Source organism: Aureimonas endophytica, from assembly GCF_014642635.1.
Lineage (GTDB): Bacteria > Pseudomonadota > Alphaproteobacteria > Rhizobiales > Rhizobiaceae > Plantimonas > Plantimonas endophytica.
In genome coordinates this window covers 363524-387929 of sequence record NZ_BMIQ01000002.1, presented here as the reverse complement: position 1 = coordinate 387929, position 24406 = coordinate 363524, and the positions used below count along the sequence as shown (strand labels likewise).

Sequence of the window (24406 nt, the reverse complement as noted above, 5' to 3'; positions counted from 1 at the left end):
ACCGCCATGTCCGAACGACCCTTCCTCGCCTATTACGGCGACGACTTCACCGGCTCGACCGACGTCCTCGAAGCCCTGGCCCTGCGCGGGCTGGACAGCGTGCTCTTCACGGGCGTGCCGACGCAGGAGGAGCGCGCCCGCTTTCCGGCCGCCCGCGCGATCGGCATCGCCGGCACGAGCCGCAGCGAGACGCCGGCCTGGATGGATGAGCATCTGGCGCCGATCTTCGGCTGGCTCGCCGCGACCGGCGCCGAATTCTGCCATTACAAGGTCTGCTCGACCTTCGATTCCGCCCCCGGCATCGGCTCGATCGGCCGGGCGCTGGAGATCGGCCGCCGCGTCTTCGGCGACAAGGCGGTGCCGCTCGTCGTCGGCGCGCCGCAGCTGCGCCGCTACACCGCCTTCGGCCAGCTCTTCGCCGCCTTCCGGGATGCCACCTATCGCATCGACCGCCATCCGGTAATGAGCCGCCATCCGGTGACGCCGATGCGCGAGGCGGATCTCCGCCTGCATCTCGCCGAGCAGACCACGCTGGCGATCGCGCTTCTCGACCTCGCCGCGACGCTGGCGCCGGATGCCGAGGGACGGCTGGACGCGCTTCTCGTCGAGACGCCGGGCGGGCTTCTCATCGACGTCGCCGAGGCCGCGAGCCAAGCGGCGGCGGGCCGGCATCTCCGCCGTCTCGCCGCGGCGGGGCACCGCTTCGTCATCGGCTCGTCGGGCGTCGAATATGCGCTCATTCCTCCACTGGACGAGCCGAGGAGCTTTTCGCCGCTGGCGCCGGTCGCGCGTCTCGCCATCGTCTCGGGCAGCTGCTCGCCGACGACCGAGCGCCAGATCCGCCACGCCGAGCGCGAGGGCTTCGTCCTCGTGCCTGTCGACGCGCGGGCGCTGGCCGGCGGCGAGACGGCGGCCAGCGAGGCGGCCCTCGCGGCGGCGCGCCGGGCGCTCGCCGAAGGGTTGAGCCCGCTCGTCCATACCGCGCTCGGGCCGGAGAGCGATCTCGGCGCCGAGATCGACCGCGTCGCCGGCGCCCGGCACCGGATCGGCACGACGCTCGGGCGGATCGAGGCGGAACTCGTGCGGGAGGCGGGCCTCTCCCGCGCCGTCATCGCCGGCGGCGACACGTCGAGCCACGCGCTCCAGGCGCTCGGCGTCTTCGCGCTGACGGTGCGCCTGCCCTTCCCGCAGACGCCCGGCTCGCCCGTCACCCTCGCCCATAGCCTCGACCCCGCCTTCGACGGGCTGGAACTCGCCATGAAGGGCGGCCAGGTCGGCGGCGACGACTATTTCGTCCGCCTGCGCGACGGCGGGTGAAGGCTCCGGTGCCGGGAGATGCGAGACGAAACGAGACCGTAACGCTGCGTGATCTCGGACGGTGATGCCCGTCATCGCGGCGGGGGCAGGAAGTGCGAGACCGCCAAGCCGCGATCTCGCCTCAAGCGGGATTCAGGCCTGTCGCGAATGGCGGCGCGTCGAAAATCGCCCGGCCGCCCCTCGCGTCAGTCCCGGCCGGCGAAATGGTCGGCGATGGTGCGCAGGATGAGGGCGGCGGAGGCGGCGCCGGGGTCGATATGGCCGATGGCGCGCTCGCCGAGCCGCGAGGCGCGGCCGCGCGCGGCGAGCATGTCCTTCGTCGCCTCGGCCCCTTCCTCGGCGGCCGTGGCGGCGGCGGCGAGCGAGGCGGCGAGCCCCTGCCCCCCGGCGCGCGCCGCCCGTCCGGCTTCCGCCGCCGGCAGCCAGGCGTCCAGCATCGTCTTCTCGCCGCGCTCCCCCTTGCCGCGATGCCGGATGCCCTCGGCCATGGCGGCGACGATCTCGGTCATCGCCTCGGCATCCAACGTCTCGCGGCCCTTGGCGACCGCCGCCGCGCGCAGGAAGGCCGTCGCGTAGAGCGGCCCGGAGGAGGCGCCGACGGCGTTGAGGAAGGATTTCGCCGCCGTCGAGAAGACGGTCATCGGGTCGGCGGCGGCGCCCTCGGCGCTGAGCGCCTTCACCACCGCCTTGAGGCCGATATCCATCGTCACGCCGTGATCGGCATCGCCGATCACCCCGTCGAGCTCGCTGAGACGGTCCTTCTCGCGATCGATCGCGGCGGCCACCGCCTCGAACATGCCGGTCAGGTCCCGCGCGGAAACCTCGCCCATCCTCTCCTCCCCTTTCTTCTGGTCCGAAATCTCAGCCGGCGCGGAACATCGCGCAGTCGCAAGGGCGGTCGAGGAGTTCGGTCAGTTCCTCGTCCAGCGCCGTCACCGTCACCGACATGCCCGCCATTTCCAGCGAGGTGCAGTAGCCGCCGACCCAGGTCGCGTGCACCGCGATGCCCTTGCGCTCCAGCCGCTGATGGACGCGGCGGTTGACGACATAGAGCTCCATCGGCGGCGTCGAGCCGAGCGAGTTAACGAGCACGGCGACGCTCTTCGTCTCCTTCGGGAGTTCGGCGAAGATGCGCTCCATGATCTCGTCCACCACGGCATCGGCCGGCTTCAGCGGCTCGCGCTTGATGCCCGGCTCGCCATGGATGCCCATGCCGACCTCCATCTCGTCCTCGCCGATCTCGAAATTCGGCCGGCGGGTCTGCGGCAGCGAACAGGGCGACAAGGCGACGCCGACCGTGAAGGTCGCGGCATTGGCCTTTCTGGCGACGCGCTCCACCTCGTCGAGCGACAGCATCTTGTCGGCGGCGGCGCCCGCCATCTTGAAGACGAAGAAATTGCCGGCGACGCCGCGCCGCTTCTCCTTCTCGGCCAGCGGCGCGGAGGCGATGTCGTCGGTCGTCGTGACGATCCGCACCTCGTGATCCTCGAGCGCCGCGAGCTCGGCCGCCATCTCGAAATTCATCACGTCGCCGGCATAGTTGCCGAAGAGATAGAGGACGCCCGCGCCGCCATCGACGGCCTTGGTGCATTCGACGATCGGGTCCGGCGGCGGCGAGGCGAAGACGTTGCCGACGGCGCAGGCATCGGCGAGCCCCTTGCCGACGAAGCCGAGAAAGGTCGGCTCGTGGCCCGAGCCGCCGCCGACGACGATGCCGACCTTGCCCTCGCGCGGCCCGTCCACCGCGACGACGGCGCGCGGATGGCCGGGCGCCACGCGGATATGGTTCGGATGCGCCTTGACGATGCCCTCCAGCATCTCCTCGATGATGTTCGCCGGATCGTTGATCAGCTTCTTGGTCTTCACGGCCGTCCCTCCCTGGCTGTTGGCCTTCTTCACGGCGCGCAGCCCGCCCGGCGCCTCGGGCACGCCCTCGGCCTGCAGGATGCCCGCCCCCGTCACCGCGTCGGTGACGAGAACCGTGGCGTAGCGCCCGCGCAGCGTCGACAGGATGGCCTGCACCTTGTCCGAGCCGCCGGCCACCGCGATGCGCGAGCGGATGCGCGACAGTTCCTCCAGCGTCAGGCCGATCGTGCGCCCTTCCAGGGGGCCCGCGATCGGCCGGCCGCGATCGTCGATCAGCCGCCCGGCGAGCACCGCCGTCGCATGGGTGGCATGCGCCGCCTCGAGATCCTGCGGGGTGATGAGATGCGATTCGAAGGCGAGGCTCCCCTCGCGGGTCGAGCCGATGCCGAAGAGCAGCCGGTCGGCGCCGCGCGCGAGGCGCATCTGGTCGGCCAGCATCGCCTCCGCCATCAGGACGTCGCGCACCGCCGGGCTCGACACCATCAAGGGCGCGGTGATGTTGATCGAGCGCGCGCCGAGCGCCTGGGCGAGGCGCGAGATGCAGAGCTCGGGCGAGAAGTCGAAGGTGGCCGTCAGCCCGCCCGTCACCTGCACCACCTCGACATCGGGCACGCGCAAGGGCGGCATGGTGCGGGCGACCGCCATCACGGTGCGCCCCCAGGAGACGCCGACCCGGTCGCCCGGCCGGATGAGCTGTTGCAGCACCTTGGCCCCGGCGATGCCGAGCCGCTCGGTCAGCGGCCGCTCGCCGTCGCCCGGCGGAATGACGACGCAGCCCTCCAGGCCGAAATGCCGCTTCAGCGCCTGGGCGATCGAGAGCTCCGACAGCCGCGCCGCGTCCATGGTCAGGGTGACGATGCCGCGGCTGCGCGCCTCGGCGAGATAGCCGTTCACGGTGGCGCGGCTGACGCCCATGACCTTGGCGATGTCGCCCTGGGTCATCCCGTCCCAGGCATAGAGCCAGCCGGCCCAGAGCAGCGGATCGTCCTGGAAATGCAGCGCCATCCCGCCGGACGCGGAGCCGGGCGCAGAAGAAGCGGACAGGAGAGGGGTCGAGGTCGCCGAGGACATATTGACATTTGTTGTAGCCGATCTGAATAATGTCGCCAACCAGTATTCGCGCGCCGGAATCAAAGAAGCTTGGGAGAGCTTCTCCGACCGATGCGAGTGCCGGCGCGCCGGGAACCATCTACCGGAAGTAGACTGGGTTCGTCGGACAGATCGGGAGGGAGAAATGACGGATACGTCCAAGACGACCGGCGGGCTTATTGTGCCGCGCCGCACCATATTGCGTGGCGCCGCAGCATTCGGACTTTCGACGGCGCTCGGCGCACCTTTCATCAACCGCCTGCACGCCCAGGAAGCGCATCCGCTGAAGGGCAAGACGATCGAGATGAACATCCTCGGCATCGCCGGCTGGGTGCCCTCGTCGCTCGGCGTGAAGATGTCGCCGCTCTTCGCCGACTTCGTGAAGGAGAAATACGGCTACAACGTCTCCTTCGGCTTCCAGGAGGCGCCCTTCTCCGACCTCTTCCAGAAGGCGGCGACCTCGCTCGTCACCAAGAGCCAGGAATTCAACATCATCATCTCGGACTCGCAGTGGCTCGGCGCGCTGGCCAAACCCGGCTGGATCCTGAAGCTCAACGACACCATCGCGAAGAACAAGAATCTCCAGCTCGACTGGTACTCGCAGACCGTCATCGACACCTACATGACCTATCCGGACGGCACCAAGGAGATCTGGGGCCTGCCGCAGGAGGGCGATGTCGAGGCGCTCTTCGTGCGTAAGGACTGGCTGGAGGACCCGAAGGAGAACGAGGCCTTCCAGGCCCAGCACGGCAAGCCGCTGCCCAAGACCTTCGAGGATTTCGAGAACCTCACCATGGAGGAATTCGAGAAGGTCGCGGCGCATTTCACCCAGCCCGACAAGCAGCGCTGGGGCTTCTCGCAGCAATATAGCCGCGTCTACGACTTCGCGACCTGCGCCTTCAACAACTATCTCTGGAGCCGCGGCGGCGAGATCTGGGACGCCAAGACCGGCCAGATCGAGGGCATCCTCAACACCGAGGAGAACGCCAAGTCGCTCCAGGCCTTCAAGGACTGGCTGAAATACTGCCCGCCGGGCTCGACCAATGTCGGCATCGCCGAAGGCATCGACATCTTCACGCAGGGCAAGGTCTTCTCGCAGATCCAGTGGGCCGCCGTCGGCCCGGCCATGATCACCGACGAGCTGAAGGGCAAGGTGTTGGTCGTACCGCCGCCCAAGCACGGCAGCGGCGCCTCCGCCAAGCGCGTCTATTCGATGGGCGGCCAGCCCTGGGTGGTCAACGCCTTCAACGACGAGACGAAGATGCGCGTCGCCATCGACTTCATGAACTGGTGGTACCAGCCGGACACGGCCCTGGAATTCGCCAAGCGCGGCGGCAACCCTTGCGACAAGACCACGCTGTCGCGCGCCGACTTCAACGACATCAATCCCTGGAACCGCACCTTCAAATACATGCTGGAGGACGGGCGCAGCCGCGACTTCTGGCACGATCCGAAATATTCGGAGATGCTGGCGGTCCAGCAGGAGGGCTATTCGGCCTTCGTCACCGGCCAGTCCTCGGACCCCAAGCAGGTGCTCGACTACATCGCCTGCCAGCAGCAGCAGATCCTGAACGATTCCGGCACGTCCAAGATCGCCCCCTCCGACATGTGCGCGACGACCTCGCTCTGAGCGAGGTGTCGTAGCCAGCACCCCCGCCTCGTCATCCCGGGCTTGACCCGGGATCCATGCCGAGGCGGGGCCATCGCCAGACCGGTCGGAGGATGGAGCTTCTCCTCCCCCGCCCGCACCGCATCGAACGATTTGGAATGGATCCCGGGTCAAGCCCGGGATGACGAGGTCGAGAGCGAAGCGCCCGCACGGGCCTTGCGACGGAGGACTCGCCGGACACGGCGAGGAGACCGGCCCGGTGCCTCGTTCCTCGCACAATGGATTGGATCGCCATGTCCGCAACGGCCAGGCCGGGCCGCCGCCGCGCCCGCCTCTTCGACGACCGCAGGCTGCTCGTGCCGGCGCTGCTCGCGCCGGTGCTCCTGTTCTTCGTCGTCTTCAACACGATTCCGACGCTCTGGCTGCTCGGCCTGTCCTTCTACAATTTCTCGCTGACCAACGGCCTGCCGCCGGACTATGTCGGCTTCCGCAACTTCGTGCAGATCTTCAATTCCAAGAACGCCATCTGGTTCGACCTGTCGCGCACCTTCACCTTCGTGCTCTGCGGGGTCGGCATCCAGACCGTTCTCGGCGCGGCGCTCGGCTTCCTGTTCTGGGGCTCGAAGGACATGCCGGGCCGGCGCCTCGCGCTGACGCTGCTCTTCGCGCCGATGGTGCTGACGCCCGTCGCCACCGGCACCTTCTTCCGCTTCATCTACGATCCGACCTTCGGCGTCCTCAACGCCATCACCGGCGGCCTCTTCGGCTGGGGGCCGATCGACTTCCTCGGCAATCCGAAGATCGCCTTCTGGTCGGTGCTGGCCGTCGACTGCTGGATGTGGACGCCCTTCATGACGCTGATGACGCTGGCCGCCCTCGGCTCGGTGCCGAAGGCGGAGCTGGAGGCGGCGGAGATCGACCGCATTCCCTTCCACAAGCGCCTGTCGCTGGTGATCTGGCACCACGGCAAGTTCATCCTGATGCTCGGCATCCTCCTGCGCACCATCGACAGCTTCAAGACGCTCGACCTCGTCATCCCGATGACGAAGGGCGGCCCCGGCCAGCAGACCCGCCTCGTCGCGCTCGAACTCAACAAGCAGGCCTTCGAGAGCTTCAACATGGGCTGGTCCTCGGCCTATTCGGTGCTGCTCCTCCTCATCTCCATCGCCATGACGAGCGCCTTCATCTTCGTGCTCAACCTGCGCCGCCGGCGCGGAGGCTGACCCGATGTCGACCGAATCCCTGAAACGCGGCCTCTACTACACGGCGCTCTGGGCGATCTCGCTCCTGTTTTTCGCGCCGATCGCCTGGATCGTGCTCGCCTCCTTCAAGACGCGCGCCGACATCCTGGCGGTGCCGCCGAAGCTTCTCTTCACGCCGACGCTCGAGAACTATGTCGAGCTCTTCAACCGGCAGGGCATCTTCCTCCAGCTCGCTAATTCGATCTTCCTGTCGCTCGGCGCGGTGATCATCGCGGTGCTCGTGTCCTTCCTGGCCGCCTTCTGCTTCTCGCGCTTCCGGCCGAAGGGCACCGACTTCCTGATGTTCCTGCTTCTCTCCATCCGCATGCTGCCCGGCCCGGCGGTGATCCTGCCGGTCTTCCTGATGTATGTCGCCTTCGGCTGGAAGGACACGCATCTCTGGCTGATGCTCTTCTACGCGATGTTCTCGATCCCCTTCTCGGTCTGGATCCTGAAGGGCTTTCTCGACGGCGTCTCGACGCGCTTCGACGAGACCGGCATCGTCAATGGCGGCTCCTGGTTCCACGTCATCTTCAAGGTCGTGCTGCCGCAGGTCCGGCCGGGGCTCATCGCCGCCTTCATCTTCAACATGATCTTCGTCTGGAACGAGTTCCTGTTTAACTTCATCATCGGCGGGGTGACGACGCAGAACATTCCCTATGCGCTCGCCGTCGGCACCTATGCGGATGGCGGCGTGAACTGGACCTTTATCTCCACCATGACGTCGATCTACATCATCCTGCCGATCGCATTCATCTTCTTCTTCCAGAAATACCTGCTAGTCGGCATGACCTTCGGCACGGTGCGCGGCGAGGTCTGAGGCGATGGCGACGAAACATTCCCGCTCCTTCCCGGAAGTCCTCGAAACCACGCTGATCGTCGGGCTGCTTCTCGGCATCCTCCTCATCGCCCAGCGCTACGACCTGACGCTCTATAAGATCGGCCTGTCGATCCTCGTCGTCTCGACCATCCTGCAGATCGCCGTCGGCAATCTCGCCAAGGACGCTTCCGTCGCGCGGAGCCTGCGCTTCATCGCCGTCGTGCTTCTGATCGTCGCGGCCATCTTCTCACTCGGCATCTTCCTGGTGCCGACCTTCGCCAGCTTCGGGCATTGAGCGCATGAGCGTCGAGTTCCAGACCCTCTCGCGCAGCTACAAGGGCAAGCCCGCCCTCGACGGCTTCGATCTCAAGGTCGAGCCGCAGAGCTTCACCGTCCTTTGCGGGCCGCCGGCCTCCGGCAAGTCGGTGCTCTTCCGCCTGCTGGTCGGGCTGGAGAAGCCGGATGCCGGGCGCATCCTCCTGTCCGGACGCGACATCACGGCGACGCCGCCGGCCGAGCGGCCGGTCGGCTACGTGCCGCAGAGCTTCGCGCTCTATCCGCATCTGACGGTCGCCGACAACATGGCCTATCCGATGCGGCTCGCCGGCGCGCCGCGCGAGGCGATCGCCCGAAGGGTGGACCGCACCGCCGGCATCCTGTCGATCACCCATCTCCTGAAGAAGACGCCGGACCAGCTGTCCGGCGGCGAGAAGCAGCGCGTCGCCGTGGCGCGCGGCCTTCTGAAGGATGCCGAGATCTTCGTGCTCGACGATCCGCTCGTCGGTCTCGACTACAAGCTGCGCGAGCGGCTGATGGACGAGTTGAAGGCGCTGCGCGCCGAACTGAAGGCGACCTTCCTCTATGCGACCTCCGACAGCCTAGAGGCGCTGACGATGGCGCAGCGTCTGGTGGTGATCGATCGCGGCCGTGTCGTGCAGCATGCCGAGGCGGCGGAGGTCTATCACGATCCGCGCCACGCGCGGGCGCTCGATCTCGTCGGCTTCCCGCATGCCAATCTCCTCTCCGGCCGCGTCGCGAACGGCATGCTGGAAGCGGGACCGCTGCGCTGCGCGGTCGCGGCGCGCGACGGCGAGGTGATCGCCGGCCTGCGCCCGGAGGCGATCCGTCTCGGCGCGGCGCCGGGCCTCAGGATCGAGGCGCAGGTGCGGCTCGTCGAGAATCTCGGCGGCGAGGCGGTGATCTATCTCGAAGCCGCCGGGCGCGACCTCACCGCCACGCTGCCGATCTCCGGCGGACGCCCGCCCGAGATCGGCAGCCGCACCGCGCTCGCCGTCGATCCCGCCGACATCCTTCTCTTCGACGCCGCGACAGAGATCCGCCTCGCCGGGAGCGCCGCCTGATGGCCGAGATCGTCATCGATCACGTGACGAAGCGCTTCGGCAGCTTCACCGCCGTCAGCGACATCGCGATGCGCTTCGCCGATGGCGAGGTTGCCTGCCTGCTCGGCCCCTCCGGCTGCGGCAAGACCACCCTGATGCGCATGCTGGCGGGCCTGGAACGCCCGACCTCCGGCCGCATCCTCTTCGGCGGGCGCGACGTGACGGCGCTGCCGCCGCGCAAGCGCAATGTCGGCATGGTCTTCCAATATCCGGTCATGTACCCGACGCTCTCCGTCGCCGAGAATATCGGCCTGCCGATGGTGCATGACCGGAGCGTCTCGGCGGCCGAGCGCGAGAAGCGCGTGGCGGAAGTGCTCGACGTCCTCGACATGCGCGATAAGGCGACGGCCTTCATCGAGGAGCTCGACGCCGGCAGCCGCCAGAAGGTAGCGGTCGGCCGCGCCGTCGCGCGCCAGTCCGAGATCGTGCTCTTCGACGAGCCGACGACCAATGTCGAGGTCAATGCCAAGCTCGCCCTCATCCGAGCCTTCAAGCTGGTGACGCAGCGGCTGCGCCAGACCATCGTCTATGTGACGCACGACCAGACGGAGGCGATGACGCTGGCCGACCGCATCGCCCTGATGCAGGCCGGCCGCATCCTGCAATATGACCGGCCGCACAAACTCTATGACGAGCCGAGCTCGGAATTCGGCGGCTGGTTCCTCGGCAATCCCGGCATGAACTTCGTGCCGGCCGAGGCGGCGGGCGGCACGCTGCGCTCGCCGCTTCTCGCGGAGCCCCTCGCCAAGCCGGCTAGCCTTCCCGGCGACGGCAAGCTGACGCTCGGCATCCGGCCGGAACTGATCCGCATGACCGGCGCCCCGGAGACGGGCTCGGTGCCGGCCGTCCTCACCGATCAGGCGATCGGCATCGCCGGCCGCTACCTGACGAAGGTCCGGCTGGGAGAGATCGAGGTGAAGGTGAACACGGACCGGCGGCCGCCCGCCGCGCTCGGCGGCACCGTGCATCTGACCGTGCCGGTCGAGCGCCTCGCCATCTTCCGCAACGGGGAGCGCTTCTCGCCATGAGTACGACCGGTCACGATGTCTCGGTCATCGGCCTCTACATCCTCGACATTCTCGGCCGGCCGGTGACGCGCATCCCCGAGCGCGGCAATGTCGAGTTCATCGACGAGATCCGCCTGACGGTGGCGGGCACCGCCGGGGGCGTCGTCGTCAACACCGCCAAGCTCGGCCTGAAGAGCCTCGCCGTCGGCGCGGTCGGCGAGGACGAGAAGGCCGATTTCGTCATCGGCGCCATGGACCGGCTCGGCATCGACACCTCGGCCATGCAGCGGCTCGACGGCATCCCGACCTCGGCGACGATCCTCAACGTCCGGCCGAACGGCGACCGGCCGGCGCTGCATCAGCGCGGCGCCTCGGATCATTTCGACCTGACGGCGGAACTCGCCGACAAGGCCTTCGACGCGCCGATCGTCCATCTCGGCGGCACCGGCCTCCTGAAGCGGCTCGACGGGCCGCGCAGCGTCGAGATCCTGAAGGAGGCCAAGCGCCGGGGCCGGACCACGACCTTCGACCTCATCGCGGCAAGCGCCGAGACGGCGCGGCTCGTCCTGCCGCTTCTCCCCTATGTCGACTATTTCATGCCCTCGATCGAGGAGGCGCAGGACATGTCCGGGCAGAAGGGGCCGGAGGACTGCGCGAAATTCTATCTCGACCAGGGGGCCAGCACCTGCGTCTTCACGCTCGGCGGCGACGGGGCCTATTATGCCGGGGCCGACGGCACACGGCTGAAGGTGCCGGCCTATCGGATCGACGTCGTCGACACGACCGGCTGCGGCGACGCCTTCGACGCCGGCTTCATCGCCGCCCTGCACCATCGGATGGACCCGGAAACGGGCATCCGCTTCGCCCAAGGCGTCGCGGCCCTCGTCGCCGGCGGCCTCGGCTCGGATGCCGGCGTCATCTCCTTCGAGCATACGAAAGACTTCGTCGCGGCAAAGCTCGCGGCGCTCGGCTGAAGGGCGCCTCCGGAAGGCGCCGACGCAGCAGCCGCGCCTTCTCCCGAACCGGGAGAAGGTCCCGGCAGGGGGATGAGGGAAACGTCGAGCGCCGAGCCGTCCGTTTCGAACGGCGACGAGCGTCAAGGCTTCGATGTGGTCGCCCTATGGCTCCCTCACCCGCCTGCCGGCACCCTCTCCCGGCTCGGGAGAGGGACGCGGTGTCCCCCGTCCCCGCCTGTTCTATCCGGCTGAAAGACGGCGCAGCCGTGTCCACCGCCTTCTTCTCCCCTGCGGGGAGAAGTGCCGGCAGGCGATGAGGGGCCGGCGCAGCCGAGGGGCCGTGGATGATCTCAACCGCCGCGTGCCCCTCACCCGGCCGCTTCGCGGCCACCCTCTCCCCGCAGGGGAGAGGAAGGGCGCCCTTCCTCTCGCGGCATGCGGCTTCTTCGCTGCCGAAAACAGGCAGAAGCCGTGCAGCCTCCTCCTTCTCCCGAGTCGGGAGAAGGTCGCGGCAGCGGGATGAGGGAGACGTAGAGCGCCATCGTCCGCATCCCGTGGCGAATGCAGCCGTCTGAGCCCTACGTCACCCTCACCCGCCTGCCGGCACCCTCTCCCGACTCGGGAGAGGGACGCGGCGGCACCGTCGGCAACACCCGGAACCCTACTGCGCCGTCCAGCCGCCATCGACGGAGAGCGTCGTGCCGGTGATCTGGCGGGCCGCGTCGGAGCAGAGGAAGACGGCGATGCCGGCGACCTCCTCGACCGTCACGAATTCCTTCGTCGGCTGGGCGGCGAGGAGGACGTCGCGCTTCACCTCCTCCTCGGTCAGGCCGCGCGCCTTCATCGTGTCGGGGATCTGCTTCTCCACGAGCGGCGTCCAGACATAGCCGGGCGCGATGGAGTTCACGGTGATGCCATGCCGGGCGGTTTCGAGCGCCACCGTCTTCGTCAGGCCGGCGACGCCGTGCTTCGCCGCGACATAGGCGGACTTGTAGGGCGAGGCGACCAGCGCGTGGGCGGAGGCGGTGTTGATGATGCGGCCGAAGCCGCGCGCCTTCATGCCCGGCAGCGCCGCCTTCACCGCGTGGAACACCGCGACGAGATTGATCTGGATGATCGTCTCCCAGCGCTCGTCCGGAAACTCCTCGATCGGCGCGACATATTGGATGCCGGCATTGTTCACGAGCACGTCGAGGCTGCCGAAGGCCTCCTCCGCCTCGCGCACCATGGCGGCGATCTCCTCGCCCTTCGTCATGTCGGCGGCGCTATGGCGGCAGACAACGCCGAACTCGGCCTCGATCCCGGCGCGGATCGCCTCGATCGCCGCCGGCTCGCCGAAGCCGTTGATCGTGACATTGGCCCCCTCGCGGGCGAAGGCGCGGGCGATGGCGAGCCCGATGCCGCTCGTCGAGCCGGTGACGAGGGCGTTTCTTCCCGAAAGCATGGCCATGGCGTTCCTGCCGTGTCGAAGGATGGGCTGCGTGCCGCTTGTCGCATGTTGGCCGGGCCGGCGCCACGACAAGAGGCCGAAATGCCTTCGCGCCGGCCGGCGGGAGCGCTATCTTCGGCGCGGGACGGCCGAGGGAGAGGACATGCTTCGCATCATCGAGGAGCTGGAGGAACGGCGGCGCACCGCGCGGGCCGGCGGCGGCGAGAAGCGCGTCGCCGCCCAGCACGCCAAGGGCAAGCTGACGGCGCGCGAGCGGCTGGACGTCCTTCTCGATGTCGGCTCCTTCGAGGAATACGACGCCTATGTCACGCATCGCTGCGTCGATTTCGGCATGGCCGAGACCAAGGTGCCGGGCGACGGCGTCGTCACCGGCTGGGGCACGATCAACGGCCGACAGGTCTTCGTCTTCTCGCAGGACTTCACCGTGCTCGGCGGCTCGCTCTCCGAGACGCATGCCCAGAAGATCTGCAAGATCATGGATATGGCGATGCGGGTCGGCGCGCCGGTGATCGGCCTCAACGATTCCGGCGGCGCGCGCATCCAGGAAGGCGTCGCCTCGCTCGCCGGCTATGCCGAGGTCTTCCGCCGCAATGCCGAGGCCTCCGGCGTCATTCCGCAGATCTCCGTCATCATGGGGCCCTGCGCCGGCGGCGCCGTCTATTCGCCGGCCATGACCGACTTCATCCTGATGGTGCGCGACACGTCCTACATGTTCGTCACCGGCCCGGACGTGGTGCGCACCGTCACCAACGAGGTGGTGAGCGCCGAGGAGCTCGGCGGCGCCGAGACCCATACGCGCCGCTCCTCCGTCGCCGACGCCGCTTTCGACAACGATATCGAGACGCTGGAGGAGGTGCGCCGCCTCTTCGACTTCCTGCCGCTGTCGAATCGCGACAAGCCGCCGGCCCGCCCCTTCTTCGACGATCCCGGCCGGATCGAGATGCGCCTCGACACGCTGGTGCCGGACCATTCGGCGCAGTCCTACGACATGAAGGAGCTGATCCTGGCGCTGGCCGACGAGGGCGACTTCTTCGAACTCCAAAAGGATTTCGCCCGCAACATCGTCACCGGCTTCATCCGCCTGGAAGGGCGCACGGTCGGCGTCGTCGCCAACCAGCCGATGGTGCTGGCCGGCTGCCTCGACATCGACTCGGCCCGGAAGGGCGCGAAATTCGTGCGCTTCTGCGACGCCTTCGAGATCCCGCTCCTGACGCTGGTCGACGTGCCGGGCTTCCTGCCGGGCACGGGCCAGGAATATGGCGGCGTCATCAAGCATGGCGCGAAGCTGCTCTTCGCCTATGCCGAGGCGAGCGTGCCGATGGTGACGCTGATCACCCGCAAGGCCTATGGCGGCGCCTATGACGTGATGGCGTCGAAACATATCGGCGCCGACGTCAACTATGCTTGGCCGACGGCCGAGATCGCGGTGATGGGCGCGAAAGGCGCCGTCGAGATCCTCTACCGGTCCGAGCTCGGCGACGCGGAGGCGATCGCGGCCCGCACGCGCGCCTATGAGGAGCGCTTCGCCAATCCCTTCGTCGCGGCCGAGCGCGGCTTCATCGACGAGGTGATCATGCCCCATTCCTCGCGCCGCCGCATCGCCCGCGCCTTCGCGGCGCTGCGCGGCAAGCGCCGCGAACGGGTCTGGCGCAAGCACGACACGATTCCCTTGTGACGATCGGCGGAGAGAGCGTCGCGTGCCCACGGTGCTGCGTTGGAAAGGCAATCGCTTCTTCTGGTACGTTGCCGATGGACGCGAGCCGCCGCATGTCCACATCTTCAGGGACGACAAGGAATGCAAGATCTGGCTGCACGGCCTCTCGATCGCATTCAACAAGGGCTACACGGGAAGCGAGATGCGGGCGCTGCTCGCCAAGACGGCCGAGGAACGCGCCTCGCTTCTGGAGATCTGGCATGAGCAATTCGGACACTGACCTGGATCGCCGCCAACCGGTCGACGCGTGGTGCGACGACCACGATCTGTACGTCCGGCTGCGGGACGGCCGGCAGATCGCCACGCCGCTCTGGTGGTATCCGGCGCTCGCCGCCGCCGGGCCGGCGCAGCGCGCGAATATGCAGCTGATGTATACTGGCATCCATTGGCCCGATCTCGACGAGGACCTGAGCATTGCCGGCATGCTCGCCGGATGGCGGGCGGCTGACGCCGTCCCCCCGGCGGAAGCCGCCGAGTAACAGCCGCGTTTCGCCGGAGATCGTTCGAGTTGCCGCTTTTCTCCAAGCTCCTCATCGCCAATCGCGGCGAGATCGCCTGCCGGATCAGGCGCACGGCGAAGCGTCTCGGCATCGCGACCGTCGCCGTCTATTCCGACGCCGATCGCAACGCGCTGCATGTGCGGGAGGCCGACGAGTCGCTGCGCATCGGGCCGGCGCCCTCCGGCCAGTCCTATCTGTCGATCCCGGCGATCCTCGACGCCGTCGCGCACAGCGGCGCCGATGCCGTGCATCCCGGCTACGGCTTCCTGTCGGAACGGGCGGAATTCGCCGAGGCGCTCGAAGACGCGGGCATCGCCTTCGTCGGCCCGCCGCCCGCCGCGATCCGCGCCATGGGCGACAAGATCGCCTCGAAGCGGCTCGCCGCGTCGGCCGGCGTCTCCACCGTGCCCGGCCATATCGACATCGTCGAGGACGAGGGGCAGGCGGCGCGGATCGCCGCCGCGATCGGCTTTCCGGTGATGATCAAGGCCTCGGCCGGCGGCGGCGGCAAGGGCATGCGCATCGCCTGGACCGAGGCCGAGGCGCGCGAGGGCTTCCGGGCCTCGCGCAACGAGGCGCGCGGCGCCTTCGGCGACGAGCGCCTGTTCATCGAGAAGTTCATCGAGGAGCCGCGCCATATCGAGATCCAGGTGCTCGGCGACCGGCACGGCCATCTCGTCCATCTCGGCGAGCGCGAATGCTCGATCCAGCGCCGCAACCAGAAGGTGATCGAGGAGGCGCCCTCCCCCTTTCTCGACGCCGAGACGCGGGCCGCGATGGGCGCCGAGGCCGTCGCCCTCGCCAAGGCCGTCGGCTATCACTCGGCCGGCACCGTGGAATTCATCGTCGATCGCGACCGCCGCTTCTATTTCCTCGAAATGAACACGCGGCTCCAAGTCGAGCATCCGGTGACGGAACTCGTCACCGGGCTCGATCTCGTGGAAGCGATGATCCGCGTCGCGGCGGGCGAGCCGCTGGCGCTGCGCCAGGACGATGTGCGGCTTTCCGGCTGGGCGATCGAGAGCCGGCTCTATGCCGAGGACCCTTATCGCAACTTCCTGCCCTCGATCGGCCGGCTGACGCGCTATCGGCCGCCGGCCGAGGGCGCCCGGCCGGACGGGACCCTGATCCGCAACGATTCCGGCGTCGCGGAGGGCGGCGAGGTCTCGGTCCATTACGATCCGATGCTCGCGAAGCTCTGCGCCTTCGGCCCGGATCGTCCCCAGGCGATCGCGGCGATGGCCGAGGCGCTCGACGGTTTCGAGGTCGAGGGCATTGGCCACAACCTGCCCTTCCTCGCGGCGGTGATGGGCTCGGAGCGCTTTCGCGCCGGACGCCTTTCCACCGCCTTCATCGCCGAGGAATTTCCCGACGGATTCGCCGGCGTGGCGCCGGGGGCGGAGGAGCGCCTGCGCCTCGCGGCGGTCGCCGTCTTCGCGCGGCACGCGATCGAAACGCGCGCCGCCGCGATTTCCGGCACGATCGACAACCATCGGCGCCTGATCGGCCGCGCCTTCGTCGTGCAGGGAGGAGGCGCCTCTCTTCCCGTCGCGCTGGAGCCGGCGCCGAGAGGCTTCCAACTCGACTTCGGTCCGGCGGGCCGGCTCGCCATCGCGGGCGACTGGCTGCCGGGGCGGAGGCAGGGCGTCTTCGAGATCGCGGGCGAGACGCTGACGGTGAAGATCGACCGTGCCGGGTCCGGGTTTCGCCTGCGCTGGCGCGGCATCGACCTAAACCTCCATGTCCGCGAGCCGCATGTCGCCGCATTGACGCGCCATCTTCGCCCGAAGGTGAAGCCGGACACCTCGCGGCTTCTCCTCTGCCCGATGCCGGGCATCCTGACGGCGCTCGCCGTTTCGGAAGGCGACGCGGTGGAGGAAGGCCAGGCGGTGGCGACGGTGGAGGCGATGAAGATGGAGAACGTGCTGCGCACCGAGCGCCAAGGCGTCGTCAAGCGCGTCGCGGTGAAGGCGGGCGACAGTCTCGCCGCCGACGACCTGATCCTGGAACTCGCCTGATGGACAAGCCGGATCTCGACGCCTGGCGCCGCCGCGCCGAGAAGGAGCTCGGCGCCGCGCCGGAGGCGGCGGTCTCGGCGACGCCCGAGGGCATCGCGGTGAAGCCGCTCTACACGGCCCAGGATCTCGAAGGCCTCGACCATCTCGGCTCGCTGCCGGGCGAGGCGCCCTTCCTGCGCGGGCCGCGCGCCACGATGTATGCCGGCCGCCCCTGGACGATCCGCCAATATGCCGGCTTCTCGACGGCCGAGGAGTCGAACCGCTTCTATCGCGAGGCGCTGGCCGGCGGCCAGCAGGGCGTGTCGGTCGCCTTCGACCTCGCCACGCATCGCGGCTACGATTCCGACCATCCGCGCGTCGAGGGCGATGTCGGCAAGGCGGGCGTCGCCATCGATTCCGTCGAGGACATGAAGATCCTGTTCGACGGCATTCCGCTCGACCGCGTGTCCGTCTCGATGACCATGAACGGAGCGGTGATCCCGGTGCTCGCCGCCTTCATCGTCGCCGGCGAGGAACAGGGCGTGCCGCGCGCCCGCCTGTCGGGGACCATTCAGAACGACATCCTGAAAGAGTTCATGGTCCGCAACACCTATATCTATCCGCCCGAGCCTTCGATGCGGATCGTCGCGGACATCATCGACTACACGGCGCGCGAGATGCCGCGCTTCAACTCGATCTCGATCTCCGGCTACCATATGCAGGAGGCCGGGGCGACGCTGGTGCAGGAGCTCGCCTTCACCCTGGCCGACGGGCGCGACTACGTGCGGGCGGCCCTCGCCCGGGGCCTCGATGTCGACGCCTTCGCCGGGCGCCTGTCCTTCTTCTTCGCCATCGGCATGAATTTCTTCATGGAGGCGGCCAAGCTCCGAGCGGCCCGCCTTCTCTGGTCGCGGGTGATGGACGAGTTCCAGCCGAAACAGCCCGCCTCGCGCATGCTGCGCACCCATTGCCAGACGAGCGGCGTCTCGCTCCAGGCGCAGGACCCCTACAACAACATCGTGCGCACCGCCTACGAGGCGCTCGCCGCCGTGCTCGGCGGCACGCAGTCGCTGCACACCAATTCCTTCGACGAGGCGATCGCGCTGCCGACAGAATTCTCGGCGCGGATCGCCCGCAACACGCAGCTCATCCTCCAGCACGAGACGGGCGTGACGAAGGTGGTCGATCCGCTGGCCGGCTCCTACTATGTCGAGAGCCTGACGGCCGAGCTCGCCGACAAGGCCTGGGCCCTGATGGAGGAGATCGAGGCCCGCGGCGGCATGACGAAGGCCGTGGCGGAAGGCTATCCGAAACGCTGCATCGAGGCGGCGGCGACCCGCCGCCAGGCCGCCGTCGACAAGGGCGAGGAGGTGATCGTCGGCGTCAACCGCTACCGGCCGGACAGCGAGGCGGCGCTCGACATCCGCGCCATCGACAATGCGGCGGTGCGGGCGGCGCAGATCCGCCGCCTCGCCGAGACGCGGCGCCGGCGCGGCGCCGAGGACGTGGTGGCAAGGCTCGCCGCCCTGCGGGACGTGGCGCGGAGCGGCTCCGGCAATCTTCTGGCCGCCGCCGTCGAGGCGGCGCGGGCGCGGGCCAGCGTCGGCGAGATCTCGGACGCGCTGCGCGAGGTCTTCGGCGATCATGCCGCGACGCCCGTCCTCGTCCGCGACATCTATGGCGAGGCCTATCGCGACGAGCCGGACTATGCGGTGCTGCGCGCCCGGCTCGACGCGCTCGGCGAAAAGCTCGGCCGCAAGCCGCGACTTCTCGTCGCCAAGCTCGGCCAGGACGGGCACGACCGAGGCGCGAAGGTCATCGCCTCCGCCTTCGGCGATATCGGCTTCGAGGTGGTGATCGGGCCGCTCTTCCAGACCCCGGCCGAGGCGGCGCGTCTGGCGGCGGAGACGGGCGTCGACGCCGTCGGCGTGTCCTCGCTCGCCGCCGGCCACCGCACGCTCCTGCCCCAACTCGTCGCGGCGCTGCGGGCGCAAGGCGAGGAGGCGCTGGTGATCTGCGGCGGCGTCATTCCGGCGCAGGACCACGAATTCCTGCTGGAGAGCGGCGTCGCCGCCGTCTTCGGCCCGGGCACGCCGGTGGTCGAGGCGGCCAACGCGCTGCTTGACCTTCTCGAAGGCCGGCGGCACAACCGCTAGATGGGCGAGCGACGCGGTGCCGCGTGAGAGGGCAGAAGCGCCCTCTGCCCACGCAAGCGTCGCACCAGCTTGCTCGCCAAAGATATCCTATGGGTTAGAAGTTTGAATTCGCCCATCAAATAAGTTTGACTACCCTTACCTGCGAGGTCGCCGGAAGCCTCTTCACGCGATGCCATTTGCCGGTCACTTTGATCGTCTTCGATCACGCTCTGTGAGCGACCAAGGACCGTCTGCGGAACTTCCGCCCGACCGATCGGATTCCGCTTCGACCGACAGGCCGACGCGAGCATGGATTGAAACGGAGGCAGCATGTCGAGCCACTTGTTCGAATCCTATTCCCAAGCCTACGAGACCCGCCGCCAGACGGTGATGAGCCTCGGCGACTATCTCGCGGGCTGCCGCGAGGACCCGCTGATGTATGCCGGGCCGCACGAACGCCTGCTCGCGGCGATCGGCGAGCCGCAATTCATCGACACGTCGAAGGATGCCCGGCTCGGCCGCATCTTCATGAACCGCACCATCCGCGCCTATCCGGCCTTCGCCGAGTTCTACGGCATGGAGGAGACGGTGGAGCGCATCGTCGCCTTCCTGCGCCAGGCGGCGCAGGGCCTGGAGGAGCGCAAGCAAATCCTCTACCTCCTCGGGCCCGTCGGCGGCGGCAAGTCGTCGCTGGCCGAGCGCGTCAAGCTCCTGATGGAGGCGCAGCCGATCTATGTCCTGAAGGCGGGCGACGAGCTGAGCCCGATCTTCGAGAGCCCGCTCGGCCTGTTCGATCCCGAGACGATGGCGCCGACGCTGGAGGAGGAATACGGCATCCCGCGCCGCCGGCTCACCGGCCTGATGAGCCCCTGGTGCGTGAAGCGGCTGGACGAGTTCGGCGGCGACATCCGCAAGTTCAAGGTAGCCAAGATCACCCCCTCGCGCCTGCGCCAGATCGGCATCGCCAAGACCGAGCCGGGCGACGAGAACAACCAGGACATCTCCTCGCTGGTCGGCAAGGTCGACATCCGCCGCCTGGAGATGCACGCCCAGCACGATCCCGACGCCTATTCCTACTCGGGCGGCCTCAACCGCGCGAACCAGGGCGTTCTCGAATTCGTCGAGATGTTCAAGGCGCCGATCAAGATGCTGCACCCGCTGCTGACCGCGACGCAGGAAGGCTCCTATGTCGGCTCGGAGAATATCGGCGCGATCCCCTTCACCGGCATGATCATGGCCCATTCCAACGAGGCGGAATGGCGCAGCTTCAAGAACAACCGCAACAACGAGGCCTTCATCGACCGCATCTACGTCATCAAGGTGCCCTATTGCCTGCGGGTGGACGAGGAGACGCTGATCTACGACAAGCTCCTGCGCAATTCCGAGCTGTCGGACGCCCCTTGCGCGCCCGAGACGCTGGAGATGCTGGCGCGCTTCGCGGTGCTGTCGCGGCTGAAGCCGCACGAGAACTCCTCGCTGAACTCCAAGATGCGCGTCTATAACGGCGAGAACCTGAAGGAGGTCGATCCGCGCGCCCGCACCATGCAGGAATATCGCGATGCCGGCGGCGTCGACGAAGGCATGGACGGCATCTCGACGCGCTTCGCCTTCAAGGTGCTCTCGGCGACCTTCAACCACGACACCGAGGAGGTCGCCGCCGATCCGGTGCACCTCATGTACGTGCTCGAACAGGCGATCCGGCGCGAGCAGTTCCCGGAGGAGACCGAGAACAACTATCTGGAATTCATCAAGGCCGATCTCGGCCCGCGCTATGCCGAATCCATCGGCAACGAGATCCAGAAGGCCTATCTCGAATCCTATCACGACTACGGGCAGAACCTCTTCGACCGCTATGTCGCCTATGCCGATGCCTGGATCGAGGACCAGGACTTCAAGGACCCCGATACCGGCCAGCTGATGAATCGCGAGCTTCTCAACCAGGAGCTTTCCAAGATCGAGAAGCCGGCGGGCATCGCCAATCCGAAGGATTTCCGCAACGAGGTGGTTAAGTTCTCGCTGCGCGCCCGCGCCGCCAATGGCGGACGCAACCCGTCCTGGACGAGCTACGAGAAGATCCGCGACGTCGTGGAGAGGCGCATGTTCAGCCAGGTCGAGGACCTTCTGCCGGTGATCAGCTTCGGCTCCAAGAAGGATTCGGACAGCGAGAAGAAGCATGGCGAGTTCGTGGAGCGCATGACGAAGCGGGGCTACACGCCGCGTCAGGTGCGACGCCTCGTGGAATGGTACATGCGGGTCAGACAGGCCGCCTGAAGGCGGGGACGGAACGCAGATGCGCATCATCGACCGTCGTCTGGATGCCAGCGGCAAGAGCCTCGCCAACCGGCAGCGGTTCATCCGCCGGGCGAAGAACGTCGTGCGCCAGGCGGTGCGCGACGCCGCCGCCGCCCGCCGGATCCGCGACATCGGCGAGGGCGGCGCGGTCTCGATCCCGGCCGGCAGCGTCCACGAGCCGAGCTTCCATGCGAGCCCCGAGGGCGGCCGGCGCGACTATATCCTGCCCGGCAACAAGCATTATGTCGCCGGCGACCGCATCGCCCGCCCGCCCTCCGGCGGCGGCAAGGGATCGGAAGGCTCGGCCGACGGCTCGGGCGAGGACCAGTTCAGCTTCGTCCTGACCCGCGAGGAGTTCCTCCAGTTCTTCCTGGAGGATCTCGAACTGCCGGACATGGCCAAGCGCCAGGTGCTGGGCGAGGAGAAGGAAGCGCGCCACCCGGCGGGCTTTCGCACCACCGGCTCGCCGGCGGCTCTCTCCGTGCCGCGCACGCTGCGCCGCAGCCTGTCGCGCCGCATCGCGCTCGGCCGCCCGGAGCGGCGCGAGCTCGACCGGCTGCGCGCCGAGATCGAGGCCTTGGAGCGCAGCGGCCGCGAGCCGAAGCGGCTCGCCGAACTCCAGGCGGAGCTGGAACAGCTCCTGCGCCGCGCCCGCACCATTCCCTTCATCGATCCGGTCGATCTGCGCTTCCGCCGGCTGGACATCCATCCCGAGCCGACGGCCCAGGCGGTGATGTTCTGCCTGATGGACGTGTCCGGCTCGATGGACGAGCACATGAAGGATCTGGCCAAGCGCTTCTTCAGCCTGCTCTATATCTTCCTGTCGCACCGCTACAAGCGCGTCGCCATCGTCTTCATCCGCCACACGCACGAGGCGCAAGAGGTGGACGAGGACACGTTCTTCCGCAGCCGCGAGAGCGGCGGCACCGTGGTCTCGACGGCGCTGCGCGAGATGGAGCGGATCGCGCGGGCGCGCTATCCGGCCGACCAGTGGAACATCTACGCGGCCCAGGCCTCCGACGGCGACAATGTCTCCGTCGACAATCCCGTCTCGGCCGAACTCCTGCGCGGGACGATCCTGCCGATGTGCCAATATTACGCCTATCTCCAGGTCGGGCGCGGCGACGGCGAGCGGCTCGGCCGCCCGGTGCAGGAATCCGGCCTCTGGCGCGCCTATGACGGCGTGCTCGGCGAGGGCGTGCCGATGGCCATGCGCAAGGTCGGCGACGCGCGGGAGATCTATCCCGTGTTCCGCGAACTCTTCGCGCGCAAGACGGGGAGCCGGGCGAAGGCATGAGCGCGATCGCGACGAGGCCGGCGGCACCGCTCTTCACCGGCTCCGACTGGAACTTCGACACGCTCGGCCGCGTCTACGGCGCCATCGAGCGGATCGCGACCGAGGAGCTCGGGCTCGACATCTATCCGAACCGGATCGAGGTCATCACCTCCGAGCAGATGCTCGACGCCTATGCCTCCACCGGCATGCCGCTCTTCTACCGGCACTGGTCCTTCGGCAAGCGCTTCCTGCGGGACGAGACGCTCTATCGCAAGGGCTGGCAGAGCCTCGCCTACGAGATCGTCATCAATTCCGATCCCTGCATCGTCTATATCATGGAGGAGAACACGGCGACGATGCAGACCCTCGTGCTGGCGCATGCGGGTTTCGGCCACAACCATTTCTTCAAGAACAACTACGCCTTCCGGCAATGGACCGATGCCGGGTCGATCCACGACTATCTCGCCTTCGCCAAGAGCTACATCGCCGCCTGCGAGGAACGCCACGGGGTGGAGGCGGTGGAGAAGGTGCTCGACGCCGCCCATGCCCTGATGAACCAGGGCGTCCACCGCTACCAGGGCCGCCACGCGCTCGACCTGCGCAGCGAGGAGCGGCGCGAGCGCGAGCGGCGCGAACATGGCGAGCGGCTGTTCAACGATCTCTGGCGCACCGTGCCGGTGGCGAAGAAGGCGCCGCGCGCCTCGGAGGAGGACGGCCGCCGCCGCGCCCTGCTCGGCCTGCCGGAGGAGAACGTCCTCTATTTCCTCGAAAAGACCGCGCCCCGCCTCGCCCCCTGGCAGCGCGAGGTGATCCGCATCGTCCGGCTCATCGCGCAATATTTCTATCCGCAGCGCCAGACCAAGCTGATGAACGAGGGCTGCGCCAGCTTCGTCCACCACCGCATCATGACGCGGCTGCACGAGGCGGGCGCCATCACCGACGGCGCCTTCATGGAATTCCTCCATTCGCACACCAATGTCGTGATGCAGCCGGATTTCGACGACCGGCGCTATGGCGGCATCAACCCTTACGCGCTCGGCTTCTCGATGATGGAGGAGATCGAGCGGATCGCGACCGCCCCCGACGAGGAGGACCGCCGGCTCTTCTCCGACATCGCCGGCTGCGGCGAGCCCTATGCCGTGCTGCGCGACGCCTGGGCGAACTATCGCGACGAGAGCTTCGTCGCGCAGTTCCTCAGCCCGCGCCTCATCCGCAAGCACCGCCTGTTCCGCCTCGTCGACGACGGCGCGTCGGACGAGATCGCGGTGTCCGCCATCCATGACGAGCGCGGCTATCGCGAGATCCGCCACGCGCTGTCGCGCCATTACGACGTCTCGCGCCAGGATCCCGACATCCAGATCGTCGATGTCGATCTCGAAGGCGACCGCCGCCTACTGCTGCGCCATCAGGTGGCGGACGGGGTGCGCCTCGACGCGGGCGACGCGCGGCGCGTCCTCCAGCACCTCGCCGATCTCTGGGGCTATGGCGTCCGTCTGGTCGAGGCCGACGAGGAGCGCACCTTCGCCACCTATGACGCGATTCCCAATCCGCTGGCCTGACATCAAGCGCCGGCGCTTCCCCAAGACCCGCCATAGGTGACGGCAATAGCTTGTCAGATTAAATTCACATTTCTCTTAGCGAATATTAAGGCCTGGAGGGGATGATGCGCGCGCCCAACAGGTCATAGCATATGCCGCCCCGTCCCGCAGCTCACGATAGCAAGATTTCGTTCTATGC

General features: G+C 68.0%; 19 protein-coding genes. 16 read left to right on the top strand and 3 right to left on the bottom strand.

What is annotated here, in order from left to right; translation table 11 throughout:
- Nucleotides 1-6 precede the first annotated feature (6 nt).
- The gene (locus tag IEY14_RS08095; protein WP_188907705.1) at nt 7-1317 is read left to right on the top strand and encodes a four-carbon acid sugar kinase family protein; all 1311 of its coding nucleotides are present in this window, start codon (nt 7-9) and stop codon (nt 1315-1317) included.
- Between the two features lie 185 nt (nt 1318-1502).
- On the opposite strand, the gene dhaL is transcribed toward IEY14_RS08095, so the two are convergent.
- Nucleotides 1503-2147, bottom strand: a complete 645-nt coding sequence (gene dhaL, locus IEY14_RS08090; RefSeq protein WP_188907704.1) for a dihydroxyacetone kinase subunit DhaL — start codon at nt 2145-2147, stop codon at nt 1503-1505.
- A gap of 31 nt (nt 2148-2178) precedes the next feature.
- Nucleotides 2179-4254, bottom strand: a complete 2076-nt coding sequence (locus IEY14_RS08085; protein WP_188907703.1) for a bifunctional sugar-binding transcriptional regulator/dihydroxyacetone kinase subunit DhaK — start codon at nt 4252-4254, stop codon at nt 2179-2181.
- Nucleotides 4255-4417: 163 nt separating this feature from the next.
- Here IEY14_RS08085 and IEY14_RS08080 point away from each other — a divergent pair, with 163 nt between their 5' ends.
- The 7 genes from IEY14_RS08080 to IEY14_RS08050 all read left to right on the top strand — a co-directional run bounded on the left by IEY14_RS08080 (nt 4418) and on the right by IEY14_RS08050 (nt 11323).
- Nucleotides 4418-5902, top strand: coding sequence for an ABC transporter substrate-binding protein (locus IEY14_RS08080; protein ID WP_244639387.1), 1485 nt, complete (start codon nt 4418-4420; stop codon nt 5900-5902).
- Between the two features lie 272 nt (nt 5903-6174).
- On the top strand, nt 6175-7104 hold the full coding sequence (locus IEY14_RS08075; protein WP_188907702.1) for a carbohydrate ABC transporter permease: 930 nt from the start codon (nt 6175-6177) through the stop codon (nt 7102-7104).
- Nucleotides 7105-7108: 4 nt separating this feature from the next.
- Entirely contained in the window at nt 7109-7942 is an 834-nt protein-coding gene (locus IEY14_RS08070; protein ID WP_188907701.1) for a carbohydrate ABC transporter permease, read from the top strand.
- A 4-nt stretch (nt 7943-7946) separates the two neighbouring features.
- Nucleotides 7947-8237: a hypothetical protein gene (locus tag IEY14_RS08065; RefSeq protein WP_188907700.1), complete on the top strand. Its 291-nt coding sequence runs from the start codon at nt 7947-7949 to the stop codon at nt 8235-8237.
- A 4-nt stretch (nt 8238-8241) separates the two neighbouring features.
- Nucleotides 8242-9303, top strand: coding sequence for an ABC transporter ATP-binding protein (locus tag IEY14_RS08060; RefSeq protein ID WP_188907699.1), 1062 nt, complete (start codon nt 8242-8244; stop codon nt 9301-9303).
- Entirely contained in the window at nt 9303-10370 is a 1068-nt protein-coding gene (locus IEY14_RS08055) for an ABC transporter ATP-binding protein (RefSeq protein ID WP_188907698.1), read from the top strand. The genes IEY14_RS08060 and IEY14_RS08055 overlap by 1 nt, the downstream gene beginning before the upstream one ends.
- A complete protein-coding gene (locus IEY14_RS08050; protein WP_188907697.1) occupies nt 10367-11323 on the top strand; it encodes a carbohydrate kinase family protein in 957 nt (318 codons plus the stop codon). The genes IEY14_RS08055 and IEY14_RS08050 overlap by 4 nt, the downstream gene beginning before the upstream one ends.
- A 643-nt stretch (nt 11324-11966) precedes the next feature.
- Here IEY14_RS08050 and IEY14_RS08045 read toward each other — a convergent pair.
- On the bottom strand, nt 11967-12755 hold the full coding sequence (locus IEY14_RS08045; RefSeq protein WP_188907696.1) for a 3-hydroxybutyrate dehydrogenase: 789 nt from the start codon (nt 12753-12755) through the stop codon (nt 11967-11969).
- Nucleotides 12756-12897: 142 nt separating this feature from the next.
- Here IEY14_RS08045 and IEY14_RS08040 point away from each other — a divergent pair, with 142 nt between their 5' ends.
- The 8 genes from IEY14_RS08040 (at nt 12898) to IEY14_RS08005 (ending at nt 24228) form a co-directional block, all read left to right on the top strand.
- Nucleotides 12898-14430: an acyl-CoA carboxylase subunit beta gene (locus IEY14_RS08040; protein WP_188907695.1), complete on the top strand. Its 1533-nt coding sequence runs from the start codon at nt 12898-12900 to the stop codon at nt 14428-14430.
- A 22-nt stretch (nt 14431-14452) separates the two neighbouring features.
- Nucleotides 14453-14689: a DUF4160 domain-containing protein gene (locus tag IEY14_RS08035; protein WP_188907694.1), complete on the top strand. Its 237-nt coding sequence runs from the start codon at nt 14453-14455 to the stop codon at nt 14687-14689.
- The gene (locus IEY14_RS08030; protein WP_188907693.1) at nt 14670-14948 is read left to right on the top strand and encodes a DUF2442 domain-containing protein; all 279 of its coding nucleotides are present in this window, start codon (nt 14670-14672) and stop codon (nt 14946-14948) included. Before IEY14_RS08035 ends, IEY14_RS08030 begins: the two co-directional genes overlap by 20 nt.
- 29 nt (nt 14949-14977) lie before the next feature.
- Nucleotides 14978-16987: an acetyl-CoA carboxylase biotin carboxylase subunit gene (locus tag IEY14_RS08025; protein WP_188907692.1), complete on the top strand. Its 2010-nt coding sequence runs from the start codon at nt 14978-14980 to the stop codon at nt 16985-16987.
- Nucleotides 16987-19122, top strand: coding sequence for a methylmalonyl-CoA mutase (scpA, locus tag IEY14_RS08020; RefSeq protein ID WP_188907691.1), 2136 nt, complete (start codon nt 16987-16989; stop codon nt 19120-19122). The genes IEY14_RS08025 and scpA overlap by 1 nt, the downstream gene beginning before the upstream one ends.
- 309 nt (nt 19123-19431) lie before the next feature.
- Nucleotides 19432-21372 carry a PrkA family serine protein kinase gene (locus IEY14_RS08015; protein WP_188907690.1) on the top strand — a complete coding sequence of 647 codons (1941 nt, stop codon included), beginning with the start codon at nt 19432-19434 and terminating at the stop codon, nt 21370-21372.
- A gap of 19 nt (nt 21373-21391) precedes the next feature.
- Nucleotides 21392-22690, top strand: a complete 1299-nt coding sequence (locus tag IEY14_RS08010; protein WP_188907689.1) for a YeaH/YhbH family protein — start codon at nt 21392-21394, stop codon at nt 22688-22690.
- Complete coding sequence (locus tag IEY14_RS08005) at nt 22687-24228, top strand: SpoVR family protein (protein ID WP_188907688.1); 1542 nt, start codon at nt 22687-22689, stop codon at nt 24226-24228. Before IEY14_RS08010 ends, IEY14_RS08005 begins: the two co-directional genes overlap by 4 nt.
- Nucleotides 24229-24406 lie beyond the last annotated feature (178 nt).